This is a genomic window from Pseudomonas sp. RL, from assembly GCF_000647775.1.
GTDB classification, from domain to species: Bacteria; Pseudomonadota; Gammaproteobacteria; order Pseudomonadales; family Pseudomonadaceae; genus Serpens; species Serpens flexibilis.
On record NZ_JBOY01000097.1, the window covers coordinates 1 to 16,064 of the forward strand.

The following is a 16,064-nucleotide window of genomic DNA, read 5'->3' on the forward strand; positions in this document are numbered from 1 at the left end:
TTTCAGGTTCGGGCTCGGGTTCCGGCTGGGGTTCCGGTTGCGGCGGGCTCGGCGTGGGCGCCTCGGGCAACGGCGCCAGCTCCAGCATCATGGCCGGCGCCGGCATGGCGGCCAGCGGCGCCGCCTGGGGTTGCCAGAGCAGCGCGAAGGCAAGGCCGAAGTGCACCAGCAGCACGATCAGCAGGCTGAGAACCCAGCGGTCGAAGCTGTGCGACTCGCTCATTGCGCGCCAACCGTCTCCAGGCCGACCAGACCGATCTTCAGATAGCCGGCACTGCGCAGGCCATCGATGATCTCCATGAGGTTGCCGTACTCCAGCGCGGTGTCGCCGCGTACGAAGATGGTGGTGCCCTTGTCACCCTCGGTGGCCAGGTCCAGCACCGACCCCAGGCGCTCCAGAGTCACCTGCTCGTTGCCCACGTACAGGCTGTTGTCTTCCTTGATGCTCAGGTAGATCGGCTTGTCCGGGCGCTTGGCCGGTTTGGCGCTGGAGGCCGGCAGGTCCAGCTTCACGTCCACGGTGGCCAGGGGCGCCGCCACCATGAAGATGATCAGCAGCACAAGCATGACGTCGATGAACGGGGTGACGTTGATCTCGCTGTTCTCCGCCAGATCGTCGCCGCCACCTTCCTTCAGCTGCATGCCCATGGCTCAGCCTACCTTCACCACGTGGGGCACCTGGCGCTCGCCGGCGGCCTGGTGATCCAGGTCACGGCTGACCAGCAGCAATACTTCGGCAGCGGCATCGCCCAGCTGTGCCCGGAAACCGGAAATGGCACGGGCGAAGATGTTGTAGAGCACCACCGCCGGAATCGCTGCGACCAGGCCGATGGCGGTGGCCAGCAGCGCCTCGGCGATACCGGGCGCCACCACGGCGAGGTTGGTGGTCTGGCTCTTGGCGATGCCGATGAAGCTGTTCATGATCCCCCAGACGGTGCCGAACAGGCCGACAAAGGGCGACACCGAGCCGACCGAGGCCAGCACACCGGTACCCTGCGACATCTGCCGGCCGCTGGCGGCAACCAGACGGTCGAGGCGAAAGCCCACGCGTTCCTTGATGCCTTCCTTGTCGGCCTTCCCGGACAGTTCCAGCTCATGGCGCGCCTCCTCGACCAATTGGTCGGTGAGACTGAGCGGGCCGCGTGGCTGCTCTGCAGCCTGCTTCAGGTTGCGCGCGGTCTTGAGCGCGCTCAGTTCCACCCGCAGACGCCGCTTGGCACGGCCAAGCTCCAGCCCCTTGGCCAGCGCGATGGTCCAGGTGATCACCGAGGCCAGCACCAGGCCGATCATCACCGCCTTGACCACCCAGTCGGCGGCCTGATACATGCCCCAGGGTGACAGGTCATGGCTGAGGCCATGCTCGACCTCGACCGGCTGGGGCGGCGTCGCCTCGCCTGCGGCAGGGCTCGCGGGATTCGGGTTGTCTTGCGGTCCGCCGGCGCTGGCGGGCCCTTCGCTGGCGACCGCTTGCTCGGCCGGGGGAGTGGGCGCCGGCGTCTGTGCCTGCACGGTTGGCACCAGCAGGCAGCCGACCAACAAGGCAGCGAAAAGGGACTGAGCGCGAGTGGCGGTTCTGTTCATGAGGCCTGACCTGAACTGAAAGCGAAACCCTGCCATGAGGCAGCAGCAAAAACGGCCGAGATTATTGCAATTAATTCTCGTTAATTCAAAGTGGATTGTCGTTCACCTGACAATCGCATCGCCTTGATGGGACTCATCCAATGCCCGAATTTCCCCGCCTTCTGATCGCCGGTTGCGGCGACCTGGGCTGCCGTACCGGCTCCACGCTCGCCGCCCAGGGCTGGTCTGTACAGGGACTGCGACGACAGGTCGCAGGACTGCCGCCGTCCATACACCCGCTCGCGGGGGATCTGGCCCAGGCGCAGTGTCCGGCCGGCTGGCCCGCACAGGCACCGGACTACCTGCTGTATGCCGCGGCGGCCGACCGCTCCGATGAGCGGGCCTACCGCGCCGCCTATGTCGACGGCTTGCGCCATGTGCTGGGCTGGCTGACGGAGCATGGCCAGCGACCGCGACGCCTGCTGTTCGTCTCCAGCACGGCGGTGTACGGGCAGCACAGCGGCGAATGGGTGGACGAGGCATCCCCCTGCGAGCCACAGGGCTTCACCGGACGCGTCCTGCTGGAGGCCGAGCGGCTGGCGCTGAGCAGCGGCATTCCGGCCAGCGTGGTGCGCCTGGCCGGCCTGTATGAGGGCACCAGCCGCTGGCTGGTCGATCAGTTGCGCGCCGGCCTGACGCCTACGGCAGAGCCACCGTTGTACAGCAACCGCATTCACCGCGACGATGCCGCCGCGCTGCTGGCCTACCTGGCGCAGGCTGATGCGCACGGGGAACGGCTGGAGACGATCTACCTCGGCGTGGATGACGAACCGGCGCCGCTGCATGAGGTGGCGGAGTGGCTGCGCGCGCGGTTCGACATCAAGACGCCGCCCGGCGCGCCGATGCAGCGCCGCGCCGGCAGCAAGCGCTGCAGCAATGCGCGCGCGCGCAGCCTGGGCTGGGCGCCGCGCTATCCGAGCTATCGGGAGGGGTATGGGGAATCGTAGGCTGGACAACGTTCTGCTTGTCCACCGAGCCGCCGTTTCGGCGGCCGCAACAGCGCCGATCAGCCAATCACCATCACGCCGTCCATTTCCACCAGCGAGCCGCGCGGCAGGCTGTTGATGCCGATGGCGGCGCGGGCCGGATAAGGCTGCTGGAAGTAGCGGCTCATCACCTCGTTGACGGTGGCGAAGTTGCCCAGATCGGTCAGGTAGATGTTCAGCTTGACGATATCGTTCAGCGAACCGCCGGCCGCTTCGGCCACCGCCTTGAGGTTTTCGAACACGCGCACGGCCTGGGCCTCGAAGCCGTCGACCAGCTGCATGCTGGCCGGATCAAGCGGGATCTGCCCGGACAGGTACACGGTGTTGCCGGCCTTGATGGCCTGGGAATAGGTGCCGATGGCGGCGGGCGCCTTATCGGTGCTGATCACGGTCTTGCTCATGGAGGGCTCCCTGAAGAAAACGGCCACCGAGGATCAGCGGCCACGAAGACAAAGTTGAGGCGTCAGGCGCGCACGCGGGTGATGCGCGACACGCCCATCAGCACACGCAGCTTCTTGATGACCCGCGCCAGATGCACGCGGTCGCGGACGCTGACCACCATCTGCACCACGCTGAGCCGGCCGTCGCGCTCGTCCATGCTGATCTTCTCGATGTTGGCGTCGGCGGCGGTGACGCTGCCGGCCAGCAGAGCGATCAGGCCGCGCTGGTGCTCCAGCTCGACGCGCAGCTCGACATTGAATTCGCCGCTCACCTCCCGCGACCAGGTCAGGGGCACACACTTCTCGGGATTGGTGCGGATTTCGGCGATGTTCCGGCAACCATCCAGGTGCACCACCATGCCCTTGCCGGCCGACAGATGGCCAACGATCGGGTCGCCCGGGATCGGCGTGCAGCACTTGGCGTAACTCAGCACCAGGCCTTCGGTACCGCGGATCGCCAGAGGACCCTCGCTGTCCGGCGCCTGCGCGGCCAGCTCCATTTCCTCGCTGCCTTCCATCAGCTGGCGCGCCACCACCAGCGCCATGCGATTGCCGAGGCCGACATCTTCCAGCAGGTCCTCGAACTCGCTGAGCTTGTACTCCACCAGCACCGCCTGGATACGCTGCGCGGGGATATGCTCCAGATCGGTTTCGAAGCTGGCCAGCGCCTTGTTCAGCAGCCGCTCGCCGAGGCTGACCGACTCCGAATGGCGACGCTGCTTGAGGGCGTGACGGATGTGGGTGCGCGCCTTGCCACTGACCACGAAGTTCAGCCAGGCCGGATTCGGCCGGGCGCTGGGGGCGGTGACAATCTCCACCGTTTCGCCGCTTTCCAGCGGCTGCGAGAGCGGCGCCAGGCGCCGGTTGATGCGGCAGGCAATGCAGGTGTTGCCCACGTCGGTGTGCACCGCATAGGCGAAGTCAACCGCCGTGGCGCCGCGCGGCAGCTCCATGATGCGACCCTTGGGCGTGAACACGTAGACCTCGTCCGGGAACAGGTCGATTTTCACGCTCTCGATGAATTCCAGCGAATTGCCGGCGCGCTGCTGCAGCTCGAGGATGCCCTTGACCCATTGGCGCGCGCGAGCATGGCTGCTGCGCGGCGAGTCGTCGCCACTGGACTTGTACAGCCAGTGCGCGGCGATGCCGTTGTTGGCCATGTCCTCCATTTCCTGGGTGCGGATCTGGATCTCGATGGGCACGCCGTGCATGCCGAACAGCGTGGTGTGCAGCGACTGGTAGCCGTTGGCCTTGGGAATCGCGATGTAGTCCTTGAAGCGCCCGGGCAGCGGCTTGTACAGGCTGTGCACGGCGCCCAGCACCCGGTAGCAGGTGTCGACCTTGTCGACCACGATGCGGAACGCGTACACGTCCATGATGTCGGCGAACGCCTTGCGCTTGCCGCGCATCTTCTTGTAGATGCTGAACAGGTGTTTCTCGCGGCCGCTGACCTGGCCGGGCAGCCCCTCGCGCTCCAGGCAGTGCTGGAGCGACTCCTCGATCTTGGCGACGATTTCCTTGCGGTTGCCGCGCGCACCGCGCACCGCCGCGCGAATGCGCTCGCAGCGCATCGGATGCATCGCCCGGAACCCCAGGTCCTCGAATTCCACGCGCATGTTGTGCATGCCCAGCCGGTTGGCGATGGGCGCGTAGATTTCCAGGGTTTCACGGGCGATGCGCCGGCTCTTCTCCGGCGGCATGGCATCCAGGGTACGCATGTTGTGCAGGCGGTCGGCCAACTTGACCAGGATGACGCGGATGTCGCGGGCCATGGCCAGGGCCATCTTCTGGAAGTTCTCGGCCTGGGCTTCGGCCTTGTTCTCGAACTTCATCTGGGTCAGCTTGCTGACCCCGTCCACCAGCTCGGCGACGGTTTCGCCGAACTGCGAGCTGATGGCTTCCTTGGCGATGCCGGTATCCTCGATCACGTCGTGCAGCATGGCGGCCATCAGGCTCTGATGGTCCATGTGCATTTCGGCCAGGATGTTGGCCACCGCCAGCGGGTGGGTGACGTAGGCTTCGCCACTGCGCCGGCGCTGGCCGTCGTGGGCCTGCTCGGCGTAATAGTAGGCTCGCCGGACCAGATTGACCTGGTCCGCCGCCAGATAGGACGAGATGCGATCAGCGAGGGCGTCGAGATTACCAGCCATGGCGGCACCTCCTGCCGACAGCATACTCCATCGGCAGCAGCGGCTGCGAACGACCTCGCGCACGCATCTTACAGGGCCTCGTCTTTGGCCTCTTCCTCGAACGCGGCGAAGATCGGTTCTTCCTCGATCAGCTCTTCCTGGGCGATGACGTCGTAGTCCACCAGGCCGCTGGCGATTTCGCGCAGGGCAACCACGGTGGGCTTGTCGTTTTCCCAGGCGACCTTCGGTTCCTTGCCGCCGGTAGCCAGCTGACGGGAGCGCTTGGTTGCCAGCATGACCAGTTCGAAGCGGTTATCGACGTTTTCCAGGCAGTCTTCAACGGTAACGCGGGCCATGGTGTTCCTCTGAGTAGCGTGGGGGCCGTGCCCGGGCTGGGCGAGCGGACCCGGTAGTCTAAAGAAGGCGCGGGGCCAGCGGCAAGCGCCGGCCCGACGGACGCCCGTCAGCCCAGCAGCGCGTCGAGCAGCGCCAGGTGGCGTTGCTGCTGGCGCTGCTGGCGCAGCTGGTTGGCACGGAAGACGGCCTTCAGGTCATCCAGCGCGTGGGCAAAATCGTCGTTGATCACCAGGTAGTCGTATTCGACGTAGTGGCTCATCTCGCTGACCGCCTCACGCATGCGCCGCTCGATCACCTCGTCGCTGTCCTGGCCCCGATTGGTCAGGCGCTGGCGCAGGGCCTGCTGGGTCGGCGGCAGAATGAAGATGGAACGGGCGTCGGGCATCAGGCGGCGAACCTGCTGGGCGCCCTGCCAGTCGATTTCCAGGATCAGATCGAAGCCCTCGGCCAGGGTGTGTTCGACCCAGCGCTGCGAGGTGCCATACAGGTTGCCGAACACCTCGGCATGCTCGAGGAACTCATCCTGCTCCAGCATGCCCAGGAAGCGTTCGCGCTCGACGAAGTGGTAGTTCACCCCGTCCACTTCGCCCGGGCGCATGGCGCGGGTGGTGTGCGAAACCGACACGCGCACCTGCGGCATGCTGTCGATCAGGGCCTTGACCAGGCTGGTCTTGCCGGCCCCGGAGGGCGCGGAAACGATGTAGAGGGTACCGCTGCTGGCGCTCATGTCGTTCTCGTTACTCGATGTTCTGCACTTGTTCGCGCATCTGTTCAATCAGCACTTTGAGATTCACTGCCGCCTGGGTGCTGCGCGGGTCGTAGGCCTTGGAGCCCAGGGTGTTGGCCTCGCGGTTGAGCTCCTGCATCAGGAAGTCCAGACGCCGGCCGGCGGCGCCGCCGGACCTGAGCACGCGGCGCACCTCGCCGACATGGGTGTTCAGCCGGTCCAGCTCCTCGGCCACGTCACTCTTCTGCGCCAGCATCACCAGCTCCTGCTCCAGGCGCTGGCCGTCCGCCTCCAGCTTCAGCTCGGCGAAGCGGTCGAGGATCTTCTGGCGCTGCAGGCCGAGCATCTGCGGCACCTGCTCGCGCAGCGTGGCGACTTCGGCGCGGATGGCATCCAGACGCTCCTCCAGCAGGCGCGCCAGCTCGGCGCCTTCCCGCGCGCGGCCTTCGCGCAGCTGGGCCAGTGCCTCGCCGAACAGCTCCAGCGCGGCGGCATTCAGCGCCTGCGGATCGGTGGCGTCACCGACCAGCACGCCCGGCCAGCCCAGCACTTCCAACGGATTGATCGAGGCGGGCTGGCGAATCAGCGCGGCCACCTCCTCGGCGGCGGTGATCAGCTGCGCGGCGCGCTCGCGGTCGACCTGCAGCGACTGGCCGCTGCCGGCTTCGGTGAAGCGCAGGGTGCATTCCACCTTGCCACGCGACAGGCCCTGGCGCAGCGCCTCGCGCACCGGGCCTTCCAGGTCGCGGAAGGCATCCGGCAGGCGCAGATGCGGTTCCAGATAGCGGTGGTTGACCGAACGCAGCTCCCAGCTCAGGGTGCCATAGGCCCCCGCGCGCTCGCTGCGGGCGAAGGCGGTCATGCTGTGCACCATGGGCTTACCTCTCGGGGGTCGGGTTGCGAAAGGGGCGGAATTGTAGCGCAGTGCGACCACATCGCCCACGGCGAGACTGTCTTCGCTGCGTCAGACACCTATAATGCCGGCTGATTTCATTCCCAGCAGGACGTACCCATGAAGCGACCCAGCGGCCGCGCCGCCACCGAGCTGCGCGCGATTCGCCTCACCCGCCACTACACCAAGCACGCCGAGGGCTCGGTGCTGGTGGAGTTCGGCGACACCAAGGTCATCTGTACGGTGAGCGTCGAAAGCGGCGTGCCGCGCTTCCTCAAGGGCCAGGGCCAGGGCTGGCTGACCGCCGAGTACGGCATGCTGCCGCGTGCGACCGGTGAGCGCACCCAGCGCGAAGCCAGCCGTGGCAAGCAGGGCGGTCGCACCCTGGAGATCCAGCGCCTGATCGGTCGCTCGCTGCGCGCGGCGCTGGACATGGGCAAGCTGGGCGAGAACACCCTGTACGTCGACTGCGACGTGATCCAGGCCGACGGCGGCACCCGCACCGCCTCGATCACCGGCGCCATGGTGGCGCTGGTCGACGCCCTGGCCGCCATGAAGAAGCGCGGCCAGCTCAAGCAGGACCCGCTCAAGCAGATGGTCGCCGCCGTCTCCGTGGGTATCTACCAGGGCGAGCCGGTGCTCGACCTGGACTACCTGGAGGATTCCGCCGCCGAGACCGACCTCAACGTGGTGATGACAAGCGCCGGCGGCTTCATCGAAGTGCAGGGCACCGCCGAGGGCGAGCCGTTCCAGCCCGAGGAACTGAACGCCATGCTGGCACTGGCCCGCGACGGCCTGCACGAACTGTTCGCCCTGCAGCGCGTCGCCCTGGAAACCGAGTAAGCCATCATGCATGACGACCAGTCCCTGATTCCGCCACCCGGCCCGGACGCCCGCCGCTGGGCGATGCTCTGCCATTACGCGGCGTTCGCCTGGTTCCTGGCGCCGATGATCGGCAACGTGATCGGGCCGCTGATCGTCTGGCAACTGAAGAAGGACCTCGACCCCTTCGTCGACCAGCAGGGCAAGGAAGCGCTGAATTTCCAGATCACGGTCAGCGTGGCCTTCATGATCTGCGGGCTGCTGGCCTGGATTCTGATCGGCTTTCCGCTGATGGTGCTGGTCGGCGTGTTTGCGCTGGTCGTCACCATCATCGCCGGTATCAAGGCCAACGACGGGGTGGCCTACCGTTATCCACTCTGTTGGCGATTGGTGAAGTGAACCGAAGGCCCCGTCAATGCGGGGCCTTCTACTTTCCGCTTGCCAGATACCAGAGCGCTGCACGCCGTCGCGCTGCGACCAAATGCCCCGCCCGCCCCCAACACATACCCCCAGGAGTACAATCCGCTCCGTATACCGTTTCGCCTGTGCACCTGCTTCGATGCGATGCATGGACGAGCCAACGCCTGCAACCGGAACCCCGGATCTGACTCGCCGAGCCAGGGTTCGCCGTACCCCGGTGGCAAGCCGTTTCAGGAGCTCCGTCATGTCGCAACCCACTCCGCAATCCCCCTGGCAAACCCGGCTGGTTCGCGAGATCGGCATCATCCTGCTGATCAAGCTGGCCATCCTGCTCACCCTCAAGGCGGTCTGGTTCACTGAACCCACCGTGCCGGTCAATGGCAGCGAGCGCGTCAGCGAACGTCTGTTCGGCCCCGCAACGCAGCCGTAATTCCTTTCCGTCCCACCCGAGGAGGCGCCGAGATGATCTCGGAAACCGTCGTCGACCTGTCGCGTCTGCAATTTGCCATGACCGCGATGTACCACTTTCTGTTCGTGCCCCTGACCCTGGGGCTGGCCTTCCTGCTGGCCATCATGGAGTCGGTCTATGTGATGACCGGCAAGCAGGTCTACAAGGACATGGTGAAGTTCTGGGGCAAGCTGTTCGGCATCAACTTCGCCCTCGGCGTCACCACCGGCCTGACCATGGAATTCCAGTTCGGCACCAACTGGGCCTACTACAGCCACTACGTGGGTGACATCTTCGGCGCGCCACTGGCCATCGAGGGGCTGATGGCGTTCTTCCTCGAATCGACCTTCATCGGCTTGTTCTTCTTCGGCTGGGACCGCCTCTCCAAGGTGCAGCACCTGGCTGTCACCTGGCTGGTGGCGCTGGGTTCCAACCTGTCGGCGCTGTGGATCCTGATCGCCAACGGCTGGATGCAGAACCCGGTCGGCTCGGAGTTCAACTTCGAGACCATGCGCATGGAGCTGGTGGATTTCGGCGCCCTGCTGTTCAACCCGGTGGCGCAGGTGAAGTTCGTGCACACCGTATCGGCCGGCTACGTCACCGGCGCGATCTTCGTGCTGGCGATCTCCAGCTGGTACCTGCTGAAGAAGCGCGACCTCGGCTTCGCCCGCCGTTCGTTCGCCATCGCCGCGGTTTTCGGCCTGGCTGCGTCGCTGTCGGTGATCATTCTTGGCGATGAATCTGGCTACGAAATCGGCGACGTGCAGAAGACCAAGCTGGCCGCCATCGAGGCCGAATGGGACACCCACCCGGCGCCAGCCAGCTTCACCCTGTTCGGCCTGCCCAACCAGGAGGAGATGCGCACCGACTACGCGGTGAAGATCCCCTACGCGCTGGGGCTGATCGCCACCCGCTCGCTGGACGAGGAGGTCAAGGGCATCAAGGACCTGATCGCCGAGCACGAGGGGCGCATTCGCAACGGCATGACCGCCTATGCGCGGCTCGAGGCGCTGCGCGCCGGTGACAAGTCGCCGGAAGCCATCGCCGCCTTCAACGAGGTCAAGCAGGACCTGGGCTACGGCCTGCTGCTCAAGAAATACACCGCCAACGTGGTGGACGCGAGCGAGGAGCAGATCAAGCTGGCCGCGCTGGACACCATCCCGCATGTGCCCAGCCTGTTCTGGACCTTCCGGATCATGGTCGCCTCAGGCTTCCTGATGCTGCTGCTGTTCGTGCTGGCCAGTTGGGCGTCGGTCAAGCGCAACGCCGAGGACAAGCCGTGGCTGCTGCGCTTCGCCCTGCTGGCCCTGCCGCTGCCGTGGATCGCCGCGCAGACCGGCTGGTACGTGGCCGAGCACGGCCGCCAGCCCTGGTCGATCGGCGAGGTGCTGCCCACCCACCTGTCGGCCTCCAGCCTGTCCAGCGGCGACGTCTGGGGTTCGCTGGTCGCGCTGATTGCCTTCTACAGCCTGCTGCTGGTGATCGAGATGTACCTGATGATCAAGTTCGCCCGTCTCGGCCCGTCCAGCCTGCACACCGGCCGCTACCACTTCGAGCGTCTGGCCGCCGCCCAAGCGGCCAAGGCCTGAGGAGATTGCCATGTTCGATTACGAAACCCTGAAACTGCTCTGGTGGGTGCTGATCGGCGTGCTGCTGATCGGCTTCGCCCTCACCGACGGCTTCGACATGGGCGCCATGGCGCTGATGCCCTTCGTTGGCAAGACCGACAACGAGCGGCGCGCGGCGATCAACACCATCGCCCCGCACTGGGATGGCAACCAGGTGTGGTTCATCACTGCCGGCGGCGCGCTGTTCGCTGCCTGGCCGATGGTCTACGCGGCGGCCTTCTCCGGGCTGTACTGGGCGATGCTGCTGGTGCTGTTCGCGCTGTTCTGCCGGCCGGTCGGCTTCGACTACCGCAGCAAGCTGGAGAATCAGAAGTGGCGCAACGCCTGGGACTGGGCGCTGTTCACCGGCGGCGCGGTACCGGCGCTGCTGTTCGGCGTGGCCTTCGGCAACCTGTTCCTCGGCCTGCCCTTCCGCCTCGACGAGTTGATGCGCTCCAGCTATGAAGGCTCGTTCTTCGGCTTGCTGCACCCGTTCGCCCTGCTCGCCGGCCTGGTCAGCCTGAGCATGCTCTGCGCCCACGGCGGCGCCTGGCTGATGCTGCGCACCGACGCCGAGCTGCACCAGCGTTCGCGCCTGGCCACCCGCCTCTGCGCCCTGCTGTTCCTGCTGACCTTCGGCGGCGCCGGCCTGTGGCTGATCCTCGGCGGCCTGCCGGGCATGCGCCTGGCCGGCGGCTTCGCCGACCTGGGCCTGGCGCTCAATCCGCTGCACAAACAGGTGGTCATGGATAACAGCGGCTGGCTGGCCAACTACGCCCAGTACCCGCTGACCCGCGTCGCCCCGCTGCTCGGCCTGGCCGGCGGCCTGCTGGCGCTGCTCGGCGCGCTGTTCAACCGTGGCGGCGTGGCCTTCCTGGGCAGCAGCCTGGCGATCGTCGGCACCCTCTGCACCGCCGGCTTCGCGCTGTTCCCCTTCGTGTTCCCGTCGAGCATCGATCCGGCCTCGAGCCTGACGCTCTGGGACGCGGTTTCCAGCCAGAAGACCCTGGGCATCATGCTGGTGGTGGCCGCCCTCTTCGTGCCGCTGATCCTGCTCTACACCCTGTGGTGCTACATCCGCATGTGGGGCCGCGTGACCAGCCAGACCATCGACGCCAACCCGCACGGCCTGTACTGAAACCCCGGCGGCCGGAGCCGTGCGCACCGGCCGCCAGACGCGCCCGCTCAGGGCCAAGGAGAACGAACATGTGGTATTTCGCCTGGATTCTCGGCGTACTGCTGGCGTGCAGCTTCGGCATCATCAATGCCCTGTGGCTGGAAACCACCCAGAACCTCGACGAGGAAACCGTCGGTGGCGAGTGACACCCGCCCCTGGTTGCGACGCGGCGCCAGCCGCGCCGCCTCCCTGCTGCTGGCCTCGCCGCTGGCGCTGCTGCTGCTGATCCACCCGGCGGCCATGCTGGACGCCGAGGGCGGCTACAGCCACGGCCTGCTGATGCTGGTGATGTGGGGCATTTCCAACGGCTTCATCCACGGCGTCGGCTTTGATCCGCACAGCCGCCTGTGGCGCACGCTGTTCCATCCGCTGGGCGGCTGGCTGCTGATGGGGCTGGGCTACCTGATCCTCTGGCAGGCGCAGGGCTGAGAGCAGCGCCGCGCCGCCGAAGGGCCGACTACTTGTTGGGCTGCGGGGTCAGGCGCAGGTACGGACGCACCGCGCGATAGCCCTTGGGGAAACGCTCGCGGAGCTCGGCCTCGTCCTTCAGGGACGGCACGATCACCACCTCGTCACCGTCCTGCCAGTTGGCCGGGGTGGCCACCTTGTAGTTGTCGGTGAGCTGCAGCGAATCCACCACGCGCAGGATCTCGTGGAAGTTGCGACCGGTGCTGGCCGGGTAGGTGATGGTCAGGCGCACCTTCTTGTTCGGGTCGATGACGAACAGCGAGCGCACCGTCAGGGTGTCGCTGGCGTTCGGGTGGATCAGGTCGTACAGCTCGGACACAGCGCGGTCGGCGTCGGCCAGGATCGGGAAGTTCACCCGGGTGTTCTGCGTCTCGTTGATGTCATCGATCCACCGGATGTGGGAATCCACCGGGTCCACCGACAGGGCGATGGCCTTGACGTTGCGTTTGGCGAATTCGTCCTGCAGCTTGGCGGTGAAGCCCAGTTCGGTGGTGCACACCGGAGTGAAGTCGGCCGGGTGGGAGAACAGGATGCCCCAGCTGTCGCCCAGCCACTCGTGAAAGCGGATGCGGCCGATGCTGGATTCCTGTTCGAAGTCGGGGGCGATGTCGCCGAGGCGGATGCTCATGGTTGCAACTCCTGGGGGTCGTGAGGAAGTGCGATCCAATCTGCCGCCGCGTGACGAAAAAGAAAAAGAATAAATAAAAATTTATTTATTCAAATAAGAAATAAGCGGACATTCCGTCCAAAAAAAACAGACCGGCTGAAGTCCGGGCCGCTTTTGGCGCGACGGGGAATCAGCGAGAATGCGCGGCTTTCTCGCGAAGCCGGAGTCCCTCCGTGGAACTGTTGAAACAAAAGATCCGCACCGCCGGTGTGGTGTTGTCCGATCAGGTACTGAAGGTCGATACCTTCCTGAATCATCAGATCGACCCGCTGCTGATGCATCAGATCGGCCAGGAATTCGCCCGGCGTTTCCGCGACGCCGGCGTCACCCGGATCCTGACCCTGGAAAGCTCCGGCATCGCGCCCGCGGTGATGGCTGGCCTGGAGCTGGGCGTGCCGGTGGTCTTCGCCCGCAAGCACCGCTCCCTGATCCTCAAGGACGATCTGCTGACCGCGCAGGTGTATTCGTTCACCAAGCAGGTGGAGAGCACCATCGCCGTCGCCGCGCGCTACCTGAGCCCGAGCGACCGCGTGCTGGTGATCGACGACTTCCTCGCCAACGGCCAGGCGGCCAAGGGGCTGGTGTCGATCATCCAGCAGGCCGGGGCCAGCGTCGCCGGCCTGGGCATCGTCATCGAAAAGTCCTTCCAGCCCGGTCGCGCCGAACTTGAAGGCATGGGCCTGCGCATCGAGTCTCTGGCGCGTATCCAGTCGCTGGAAGGTGGCCAGGTGACGTTCATCGATTAAGCGACCCCGAACGGCGGCCGGAACGACGCCGACCGCCATAGGACTCCGTCGCTCACACGCAGGTTGGACAGCGCTTTCCCTGTCCACCATTGCCGCCGCCACGGCGGCCTGCGTCCCGCAAACGAAAAAGCCGCCCTCGGGCGGCTTTTTCGTGCAGGAAGCTCGGCTTACAGGCCGGACATTTCCTGAATGGCAGCGCGCATCTCGTCATCGGAGCAGTCGCTGCAGGTGCCCTTCGGCGGCATGGCATTCAGGCCGGCGATGGCGCTCTTCACCAGACCGTCCAGACCACCCTTGGCATCGGCACGGGCCTTCCAGGCGGCGGTGTCATGGTTCTTCGGCGAGTTCAGCAGGCCGGTGCCATGGCACGCGTTGCAGAATTTGGCGACCACGTCGGCACCACTGCGTGCGGCACCACCAGCGGCGGCGGCAACGGCACCCACGCCCTTGCACTCCTGACCCTGGATGCAGACTTCGCCCACCGGCTTCAGACGCTCGGCGATCGCTTCATTGGTCGTAGCCTGAGCGCTCACCGCCCACAGGGCCAATACGGCAGCGTTGGCCACCAGAATCTTCTTAGTCCAGTTCACCTTACACCCTCATCGTGGCTAGAAACGCTCGCGGCCACGGTTCGCGAGCGGGCGACAGTATAACGGCAAGGCCGACCCGCCGAAACAACCCCGCGGCCAATGCAGGGTTGCGGCATTGCGTCGCACAGCCCGCGGCGTCGCGGGCCTTGCGGGCTTCAGAAGTTCGCCGGCGTGGTGGCGCTGATCAGCCGGGCGGGTACTTCATAGGGATTGCGGAAACGGTGCGGCTGGTTGCTCTGGAAGTAGTAGCTGTCGCCACATTCCAGCACGTACACCTCGTCGCCCACCGTGAGTTCCAGGCGACCGGCGACCAGCACGCCGGCTTCCTCGCCTTCGTGGTAGAGCATTTCCTCGCCGGTGTCGCTGTTCGGCGGGTAGGTCTCGTCGAGCATGGACAGGGCGCGGTTGGGGAAGGCCTTGCCGATCAGGCGCATGGCGACCGAGCCGCCGCCGATGTCCATCAGCTCGTCGGCCTTGTAGACCACCTGGGTGCGGTTTTCTTCCTGCAGGTCCAGCGAGAAGAATTCCACCAGCGACATCGGAATGCCCGACAGCACCTTTTTCAGCGAACTGATGGAGGGGCTGACACTGTTCTTCTCGATCATCGAGATGGTGCTGTTGGTCACCCCGGCGCGCTTGGCCAGCTCACGCTGGGAAAGACCCTTCATCTTGCGAATGGATTGCAGTCGAACACCGACGTCCAATGACAGGTTCCTCCTCCGGAACGGGACGGGCAAAAAGTGCGCGGTATCATGGCAACAGTGTTCAGTATTTACAACAGCCGTTGCGTGCGCCCGTCGCCGTGAAGTCCGGACGACGCTAGCCCGCCTGCGCAGCGACGATCTGGATCTCCACCCGCACCTCCGGGGCATACAGGCGGGCCTGCACCGTGGCGCGCGCCGGCGCGGCGCCCGGAGCGACCCAGGCGTCCCATTCGGCGTTCATGCCGGCGTAGTCGGCGTCGATATCGCGCAGATAGAGGGTGGCGGACAGGATGCGGGTCTTGTCGCTGCCGGCCTCGGTCAGCAGGCGGTCAATGGCGGCGAGGGTCTCGCGGGTCTGCTGGCAGATGTCGCCGGACAGGTCATCGGCCAGTTGGCCGGACAGGTACACCACGCCGTTATGGATAACCGCCTCGCTGTAACGCGAGGCGACGTGCAGACGCTCAATGGACATGACCGGGCTCCGGTGCGGGGAAGTCGGCGCAGTCTAGCGGAACCGTTCAGTGCGCCGACAGCGGCTCGCCAGTGCCGGAGGCCCGTGAGCCACCACCGGTGTAGCGGAACAGATCCAGCCCGTCGGTACGGATCTGCGGCCGCTTGCGGGCCAGCAGGTCAGCCAGCAGCCGCCCGGAGCCGCAGGCCATGGTCCAGCCGAGGGTGCCATGTCCGGTGTTGAGAAACAGATTGCCCAGCGGCGTGGCGCCGACCAGGGGCGTGCCGTCCGGGGTGGCCGGACGCAGGCCGGTCCAGAACTCGGCCCGCGCCAGCTCGCCGGCGTGCGGGTAGAGATCGTGGGTGACCATCTCCAGGGTTTGCCGCCGGCGCGGGTTCAGCCGCAGGTCATAGCCGGCGATCTCGGCCATGCCGCCGACCCGCATGCGCTGGTCGAAGCGCGTGATGGCGATCTTGTAGGTCTCGTCGAGGATGGTCGAGGCAGGGGCTGCGTCCGGATTGCTGATCGGCACCGTCAGTGAGTAGCCCTTGAGCGGGTAGACCGGCAGGCGGATGCCCAGCGGCGCGAGCAGTTGCGGACTGTAGCTGCCCAGCGCCAGCACATAGCGGTCGGCGGTCTCCAGGCGGCCATCGATCCAGGCGCCGGTGATGCGCCCGCCTTGCTGCTCGAAGCGCTGCAGCGAGCAGCCGAAACGGAACTCCACCCCCAGGCCGCGCGCCAGCTCGGCCAGCCGCGAGGTGAACAGCTGGCAGTCGCCGGTCTGGTCGTTGGGCAGGCGCAGGGCGCCGGCCA

At 66.1% G+C, this 16,064-nt stretch carries 21 protein-coding genes and 1 pseudogene; 9 read left to right on the forward strand and 13 right to left on the reverse strand.

Features of this window, described 5'->3' with window-relative positions:
- The 3 genes and pseudogenes from AS93_RS20960 to exbB form a co-directional block, all read right to left on the reverse strand.
- Nucleotides 1-223, reverse strand: a pseudogene (locus AS93_RS20960) (energy transducer TonB); the annotation flags it as partial.
- Nucleotides 220-648 carry a TonB system transport protein ExbD gene (gene exbD, locus AS93_RS0114605; RefSeq protein WP_027591297.1) on the reverse strand — a complete coding sequence of 143 codons (429 nt, stop codon included), beginning with the start codon at nucleotides 646-648 and terminating at the stop codon, nucleotides 220-222. The gene exbD and the pseudogene AS93_RS20960, both read right to left, overlap by 4 nt.
- A 3-nt stretch (nucleotides 649-651) precedes the next feature.
- Nucleotides 652-1,581 carry a tonB-system energizer ExbB gene (gene exbB, locus AS93_RS0114610; RefSeq protein WP_027591298.1) on the reverse strand — a complete coding sequence of 310 codons (930 nt, stop codon included), beginning with the start codon at nucleotides 1,579-1,581 and terminating at the stop codon, nucleotides 652-654.
- A gap of 140 nt (nucleotides 1,582-1,721) precedes the next feature.
- Between exbB and AS93_RS0114615 the strand changes: the two genes are divergently transcribed.
- Entirely contained in the window at nucleotides 1,722-2,567 is an 846-nt protein-coding gene (locus tag AS93_RS0114615; RefSeq protein WP_027591299.1) for an NAD-dependent epimerase/dehydratase family protein, read from the forward strand.
- Nucleotides 2,568-2,626: 59 nt separating this feature from the next.
- Here AS93_RS0114615 and AS93_RS0114620 read toward each other — a convergent pair whose 3' ends face one another.
- The 5 genes from AS93_RS0114620 to AS93_RS0114640 all read right to left on the reverse strand — a co-directional run bounded on the left by AS93_RS0114620 (nucleotide 2,627) and on the right by AS93_RS0114640 (nucleotide 7,133).
- Nucleotides 2,627-3,007: a RidA family protein gene (locus AS93_RS0114620; protein ID WP_027591300.1), complete on the reverse strand. Its 381-nt coding sequence runs from the start codon at nucleotides 3,005-3,007 to the stop codon at nucleotides 2,627-2,629.
- Nucleotides 3,008-3,069: 62 nt separating this feature from the next.
- The gene (gene spoT, locus AS93_RS0114625; RefSeq protein ID WP_027591301.1) at nucleotides 3,070-5,196 is read right to left on the reverse strand and encodes a bifunctional GTP diphosphokinase/guanosine-3',5'-bis pyrophosphate 3'-pyrophosphohydrolase; all 2,127 of its coding nucleotides are present in this window, start codon (nucleotides 5,194-5,196) and stop codon (nucleotides 3,070-3,072) included.
- 68 nt (nucleotides 5,197-5,264) lie between these two features.
- Nucleotides 5,265-5,531: a DNA-directed RNA polymerase subunit omega gene (gene rpoZ, locus AS93_RS0114630; protein ID WP_027591302.1), complete on the reverse strand. Its 267-nt coding sequence runs from the start codon at nucleotides 5,529-5,531 to the stop codon at nucleotides 5,265-5,267.
- Between the two features lie 107 nt (nucleotides 5,532-5,638).
- Entirely contained in the window at nucleotides 5,639-6,259 is a 621-nt protein-coding gene (gmk, locus tag AS93_RS0114635; RefSeq protein WP_027591303.1) for a guanylate kinase, read from the reverse strand.
- 10 nt (nucleotides 6,260-6,269) lie between these two features.
- Nucleotides 6,270-7,133 (reverse strand): YicC/YloC family endoribonuclease, encoded by an 864-nt coding sequence (locus tag AS93_RS0114640; RefSeq protein WP_027591304.1) that lies wholly within the window; start codon nucleotides 7,131-7,133, stop codon nucleotides 6,270-6,272.
- A 138-nt stretch (nucleotides 7,134-7,271) separates the two neighbouring features.
- On the opposite strand from AS93_RS0114640, the gene rph reads away from it, so the two are divergent.
- The 7 genes from rph to AS93_RS0114675 all read left to right on the forward strand — a co-directional run bounded on the left by rph (nucleotide 7,272) and on the right by AS93_RS0114675 (nucleotide 12,054).
- The gene (gene rph, locus AS93_RS0114645) at nucleotides 7,272-7,994 is read left to right on the forward strand and encodes a ribonuclease PH (RefSeq protein WP_027591305.1); all 723 of its coding nucleotides are present in this window, start codon (nucleotides 7,272-7,274) and stop codon (nucleotides 7,992-7,994) included.
- 6 nt (nucleotides 7,995-8,000) lie between these two features.
- Nucleotides 8,001-8,372, forward strand: a complete 372-nt coding sequence (locus AS93_RS0114650; protein WP_027591306.1) for a DUF4870 domain-containing protein — start codon at nucleotides 8,001-8,003, stop codon at nucleotides 8,370-8,372.
- Between the two features lie 265 nt (nucleotides 8,373-8,637).
- The gene (gene cydP, locus AS93_RS0114655; protein WP_027591307.1) at nucleotides 8,638-8,823 is read left to right on the forward strand and encodes a cytochrome oxidase putative small subunit CydP; all 186 of its coding nucleotides are present in this window, start codon (nucleotides 8,638-8,640) and stop codon (nucleotides 8,821-8,823) included.
- Between the two features lie 32 nt (nucleotides 8,824-8,855).
- Nucleotides 8,856-10,430 carry a cytochrome ubiquinol oxidase subunit I gene (locus AS93_RS0114660; RefSeq protein WP_027591308.1) on the forward strand — a complete coding sequence of 525 codons (1,575 nt, stop codon included), beginning with the start codon at nucleotides 8,856-8,858 and terminating at the stop codon, nucleotides 10,428-10,430.
- Nucleotides 10,431-10,440: 10 nt separating this feature from the next.
- Nucleotides 10,441-11,586, forward strand: a complete 1,146-nt coding sequence (cydB, locus tag AS93_RS0114665; protein ID WP_027591309.1) for a cytochrome d ubiquinol oxidase subunit II — start codon at nucleotides 10,441-10,443, stop codon at nucleotides 11,584-11,586.
- 68 nt (nucleotides 11,587-11,654) lie between these two features.
- A complete protein-coding gene (cydX, locus tag AS93_RS20370; RefSeq protein WP_027591310.1) occupies nucleotides 11,655-11,771 on the forward strand; it encodes a cytochrome bd-I oxidase subunit CydX in 117 nt (38 codons plus the stop codon).
- Complete coding sequence (locus AS93_RS0114675; protein WP_051587493.1) at nucleotides 11,761-12,054, forward strand: cyd operon YbgE family protein; 294 nt, start codon at nucleotides 11,761-11,763, stop codon at nucleotides 12,052-12,054. The genes cydX and AS93_RS0114675 overlap by 11 nt, the downstream gene beginning before the upstream one ends.
- Before the next feature lie 28 nt (nucleotides 12,055-12,082).
- Here AS93_RS0114675 and AS93_RS0114680 read toward each other — a convergent pair whose 3' ends face one another.
- Entirely contained in the window at nucleotides 12,083-12,721 is a 639-nt protein-coding gene (locus AS93_RS0114680) for a peroxiredoxin (RefSeq protein ID WP_027591312.1), read from the reverse strand.
- A gap of 212 nt (nucleotides 12,722-12,933) precedes the next feature.
- Between AS93_RS0114680 and xpt the strand changes: the two genes are divergently transcribed.
- Nucleotides 12,934-13,506 carry a xanthine phosphoribosyltransferase gene (gene xpt / locus AS93_RS0114685; protein WP_027591313.1) on the forward strand — a complete coding sequence of 191 codons (573 nt, stop codon included), beginning with the start codon at nucleotides 12,934-12,936 and terminating at the stop codon, nucleotides 13,504-13,506.
- Between the two features lie 167 nt (nucleotides 13,507-13,673).
- Here the strand turns inward: xpt and AS93_RS0114690 are convergent, their stop codons facing one another.
- From AS93_RS0114690 to AS93_RS19475, 4 genes are all read right to left on the reverse strand, one after another.
- Nucleotides 13,674-14,096, reverse strand: a complete 423-nt coding sequence (locus AS93_RS0114690; protein WP_027591314.1) for a c-type cytochrome — start codon at nucleotides 14,094-14,096, stop codon at nucleotides 13,674-13,676.
- A 155-nt stretch (nucleotides 14,097-14,251) separates the two neighbouring features.
- Entirely contained in the window at nucleotides 14,252-14,800 is a 549-nt protein-coding gene (locus AS93_RS0114695; RefSeq protein WP_027591315.1) for a cupin domain-containing protein, read from the reverse strand.
- Nucleotides 14,801-14,915: 115 nt separating this feature from the next.
- Nucleotides 14,916-15,272, reverse strand: coding sequence for a RidA family protein (locus AS93_RS0114700; protein WP_027591316.1), 357 nt, complete (start codon nucleotides 15,270-15,272; stop codon nucleotides 14,916-14,918).
- Between the two features lie 46 nt (nucleotides 15,273-15,318).
- Nucleotides 15,319-16,064: FAD-dependent oxidoreductase (locus AS93_RS19475; RefSeq protein WP_037009457.1), on the reverse strand; the 746-nt coding region annotated here is incomplete at its 5' end.

Coding starts and splice junctions, on each gene's coding strand:
- cydP (WP_027591307.1), top strand. CDS start 8,638: ATGTCGCAACCCACTCCGCAATCCCCCTGGCAAACCCGGCTGGTTCGC.
- AS93_RS0114615 (WP_027591299.1), top strand. CDS start 1,722: ATGCCCGAATTTCCCCGCCTTCTGATCGCCGGTTGCGGCGACCTGGGC.
- cydX (WP_027591310.1), top strand. CDS start 11,655: ATGTGGTATTTCGCCTGGATTCTCGGCGTACTGCTGGCGTGCAGCTTC.
- gmk (WP_027591303.1), bottom strand. CDS start 6,259: ATGAGCGCCAGCAGCGGTACCCTCTACATCGTTTCCGCGCCCTCCGGG.
- cydB (WP_027591309.1), top strand. CDS start 10,441: ATGTTCGATTACGAAACCCTGAAACTGCTCTGGTGGGTGCTGATCGGC.
- exbD (WP_027591297.1), bottom strand. CDS start 648: ATGGGCATGCAGCTGAAGGAAGGTGGCGGCGACGATCTGGCGGAGAAC.
- AS93_RS0114640 (WP_027591304.1), bottom strand. CDS start 7,133: ATGGTGCACAGCATGACCGCCTTCGCCCGCAGCGAGCGCGCGGGGGCC.
- rpoZ (WP_027591302.1), bottom strand. CDS start 5,531: ATGGCCCGCGTTACCGTTGAAGACTGCCTGGAAAACGTCGATAACCGC.
- AS93_RS0114700 (WP_027591316.1), bottom strand. CDS start 15,272: ATGTCCATTGAGCGTCTGCACGTCGCCTCGCGTTACAGCGAGGCGGTT.
- spoT (WP_027591301.1), bottom strand. CDS start 5,196: ATGGCTGGTAATCTCGACGCCCTCGCTGATCGCATCTCGTCCTATCTG.
- exbB (WP_027591298.1), bottom strand. CDS start 1,581: ATGAACAGAACCGCCACTCGCGCTCAGTCCCTTTTCGCTGCCTTGTTG.
- AS93_RS0114660 (WP_027591308.1), top strand. CDS start 8,856: ATGATCTCGGAAACCGTCGTCGACCTGTCGCGTCTGCAATTTGCCATG.
- rph (WP_027591305.1), top strand. CDS start 7,272: ATGAAGCGACCCAGCGGCCGCGCCGCCACCGAGCTGCGCGCGATTCGC.
- AS93_RS0114680 (WP_027591312.1), bottom strand. CDS start 12,721: ATGAGCATCCGCCTCGGCGACATCGCCCCCGACTTCGAACAGGAATCC.
- AS93_RS0114650 (WP_027591306.1), top strand. CDS start 8,001: ATGCATGACGACCAGTCCCTGATTCCGCCACCCGGCCCGGACGCCCGC.
- AS93_RS0114620 (WP_027591300.1), bottom strand. CDS start 3,007: ATGAGCAAGACCGTGATCAGCACCGATAAGGCGCCCGCCGCCATCGGC.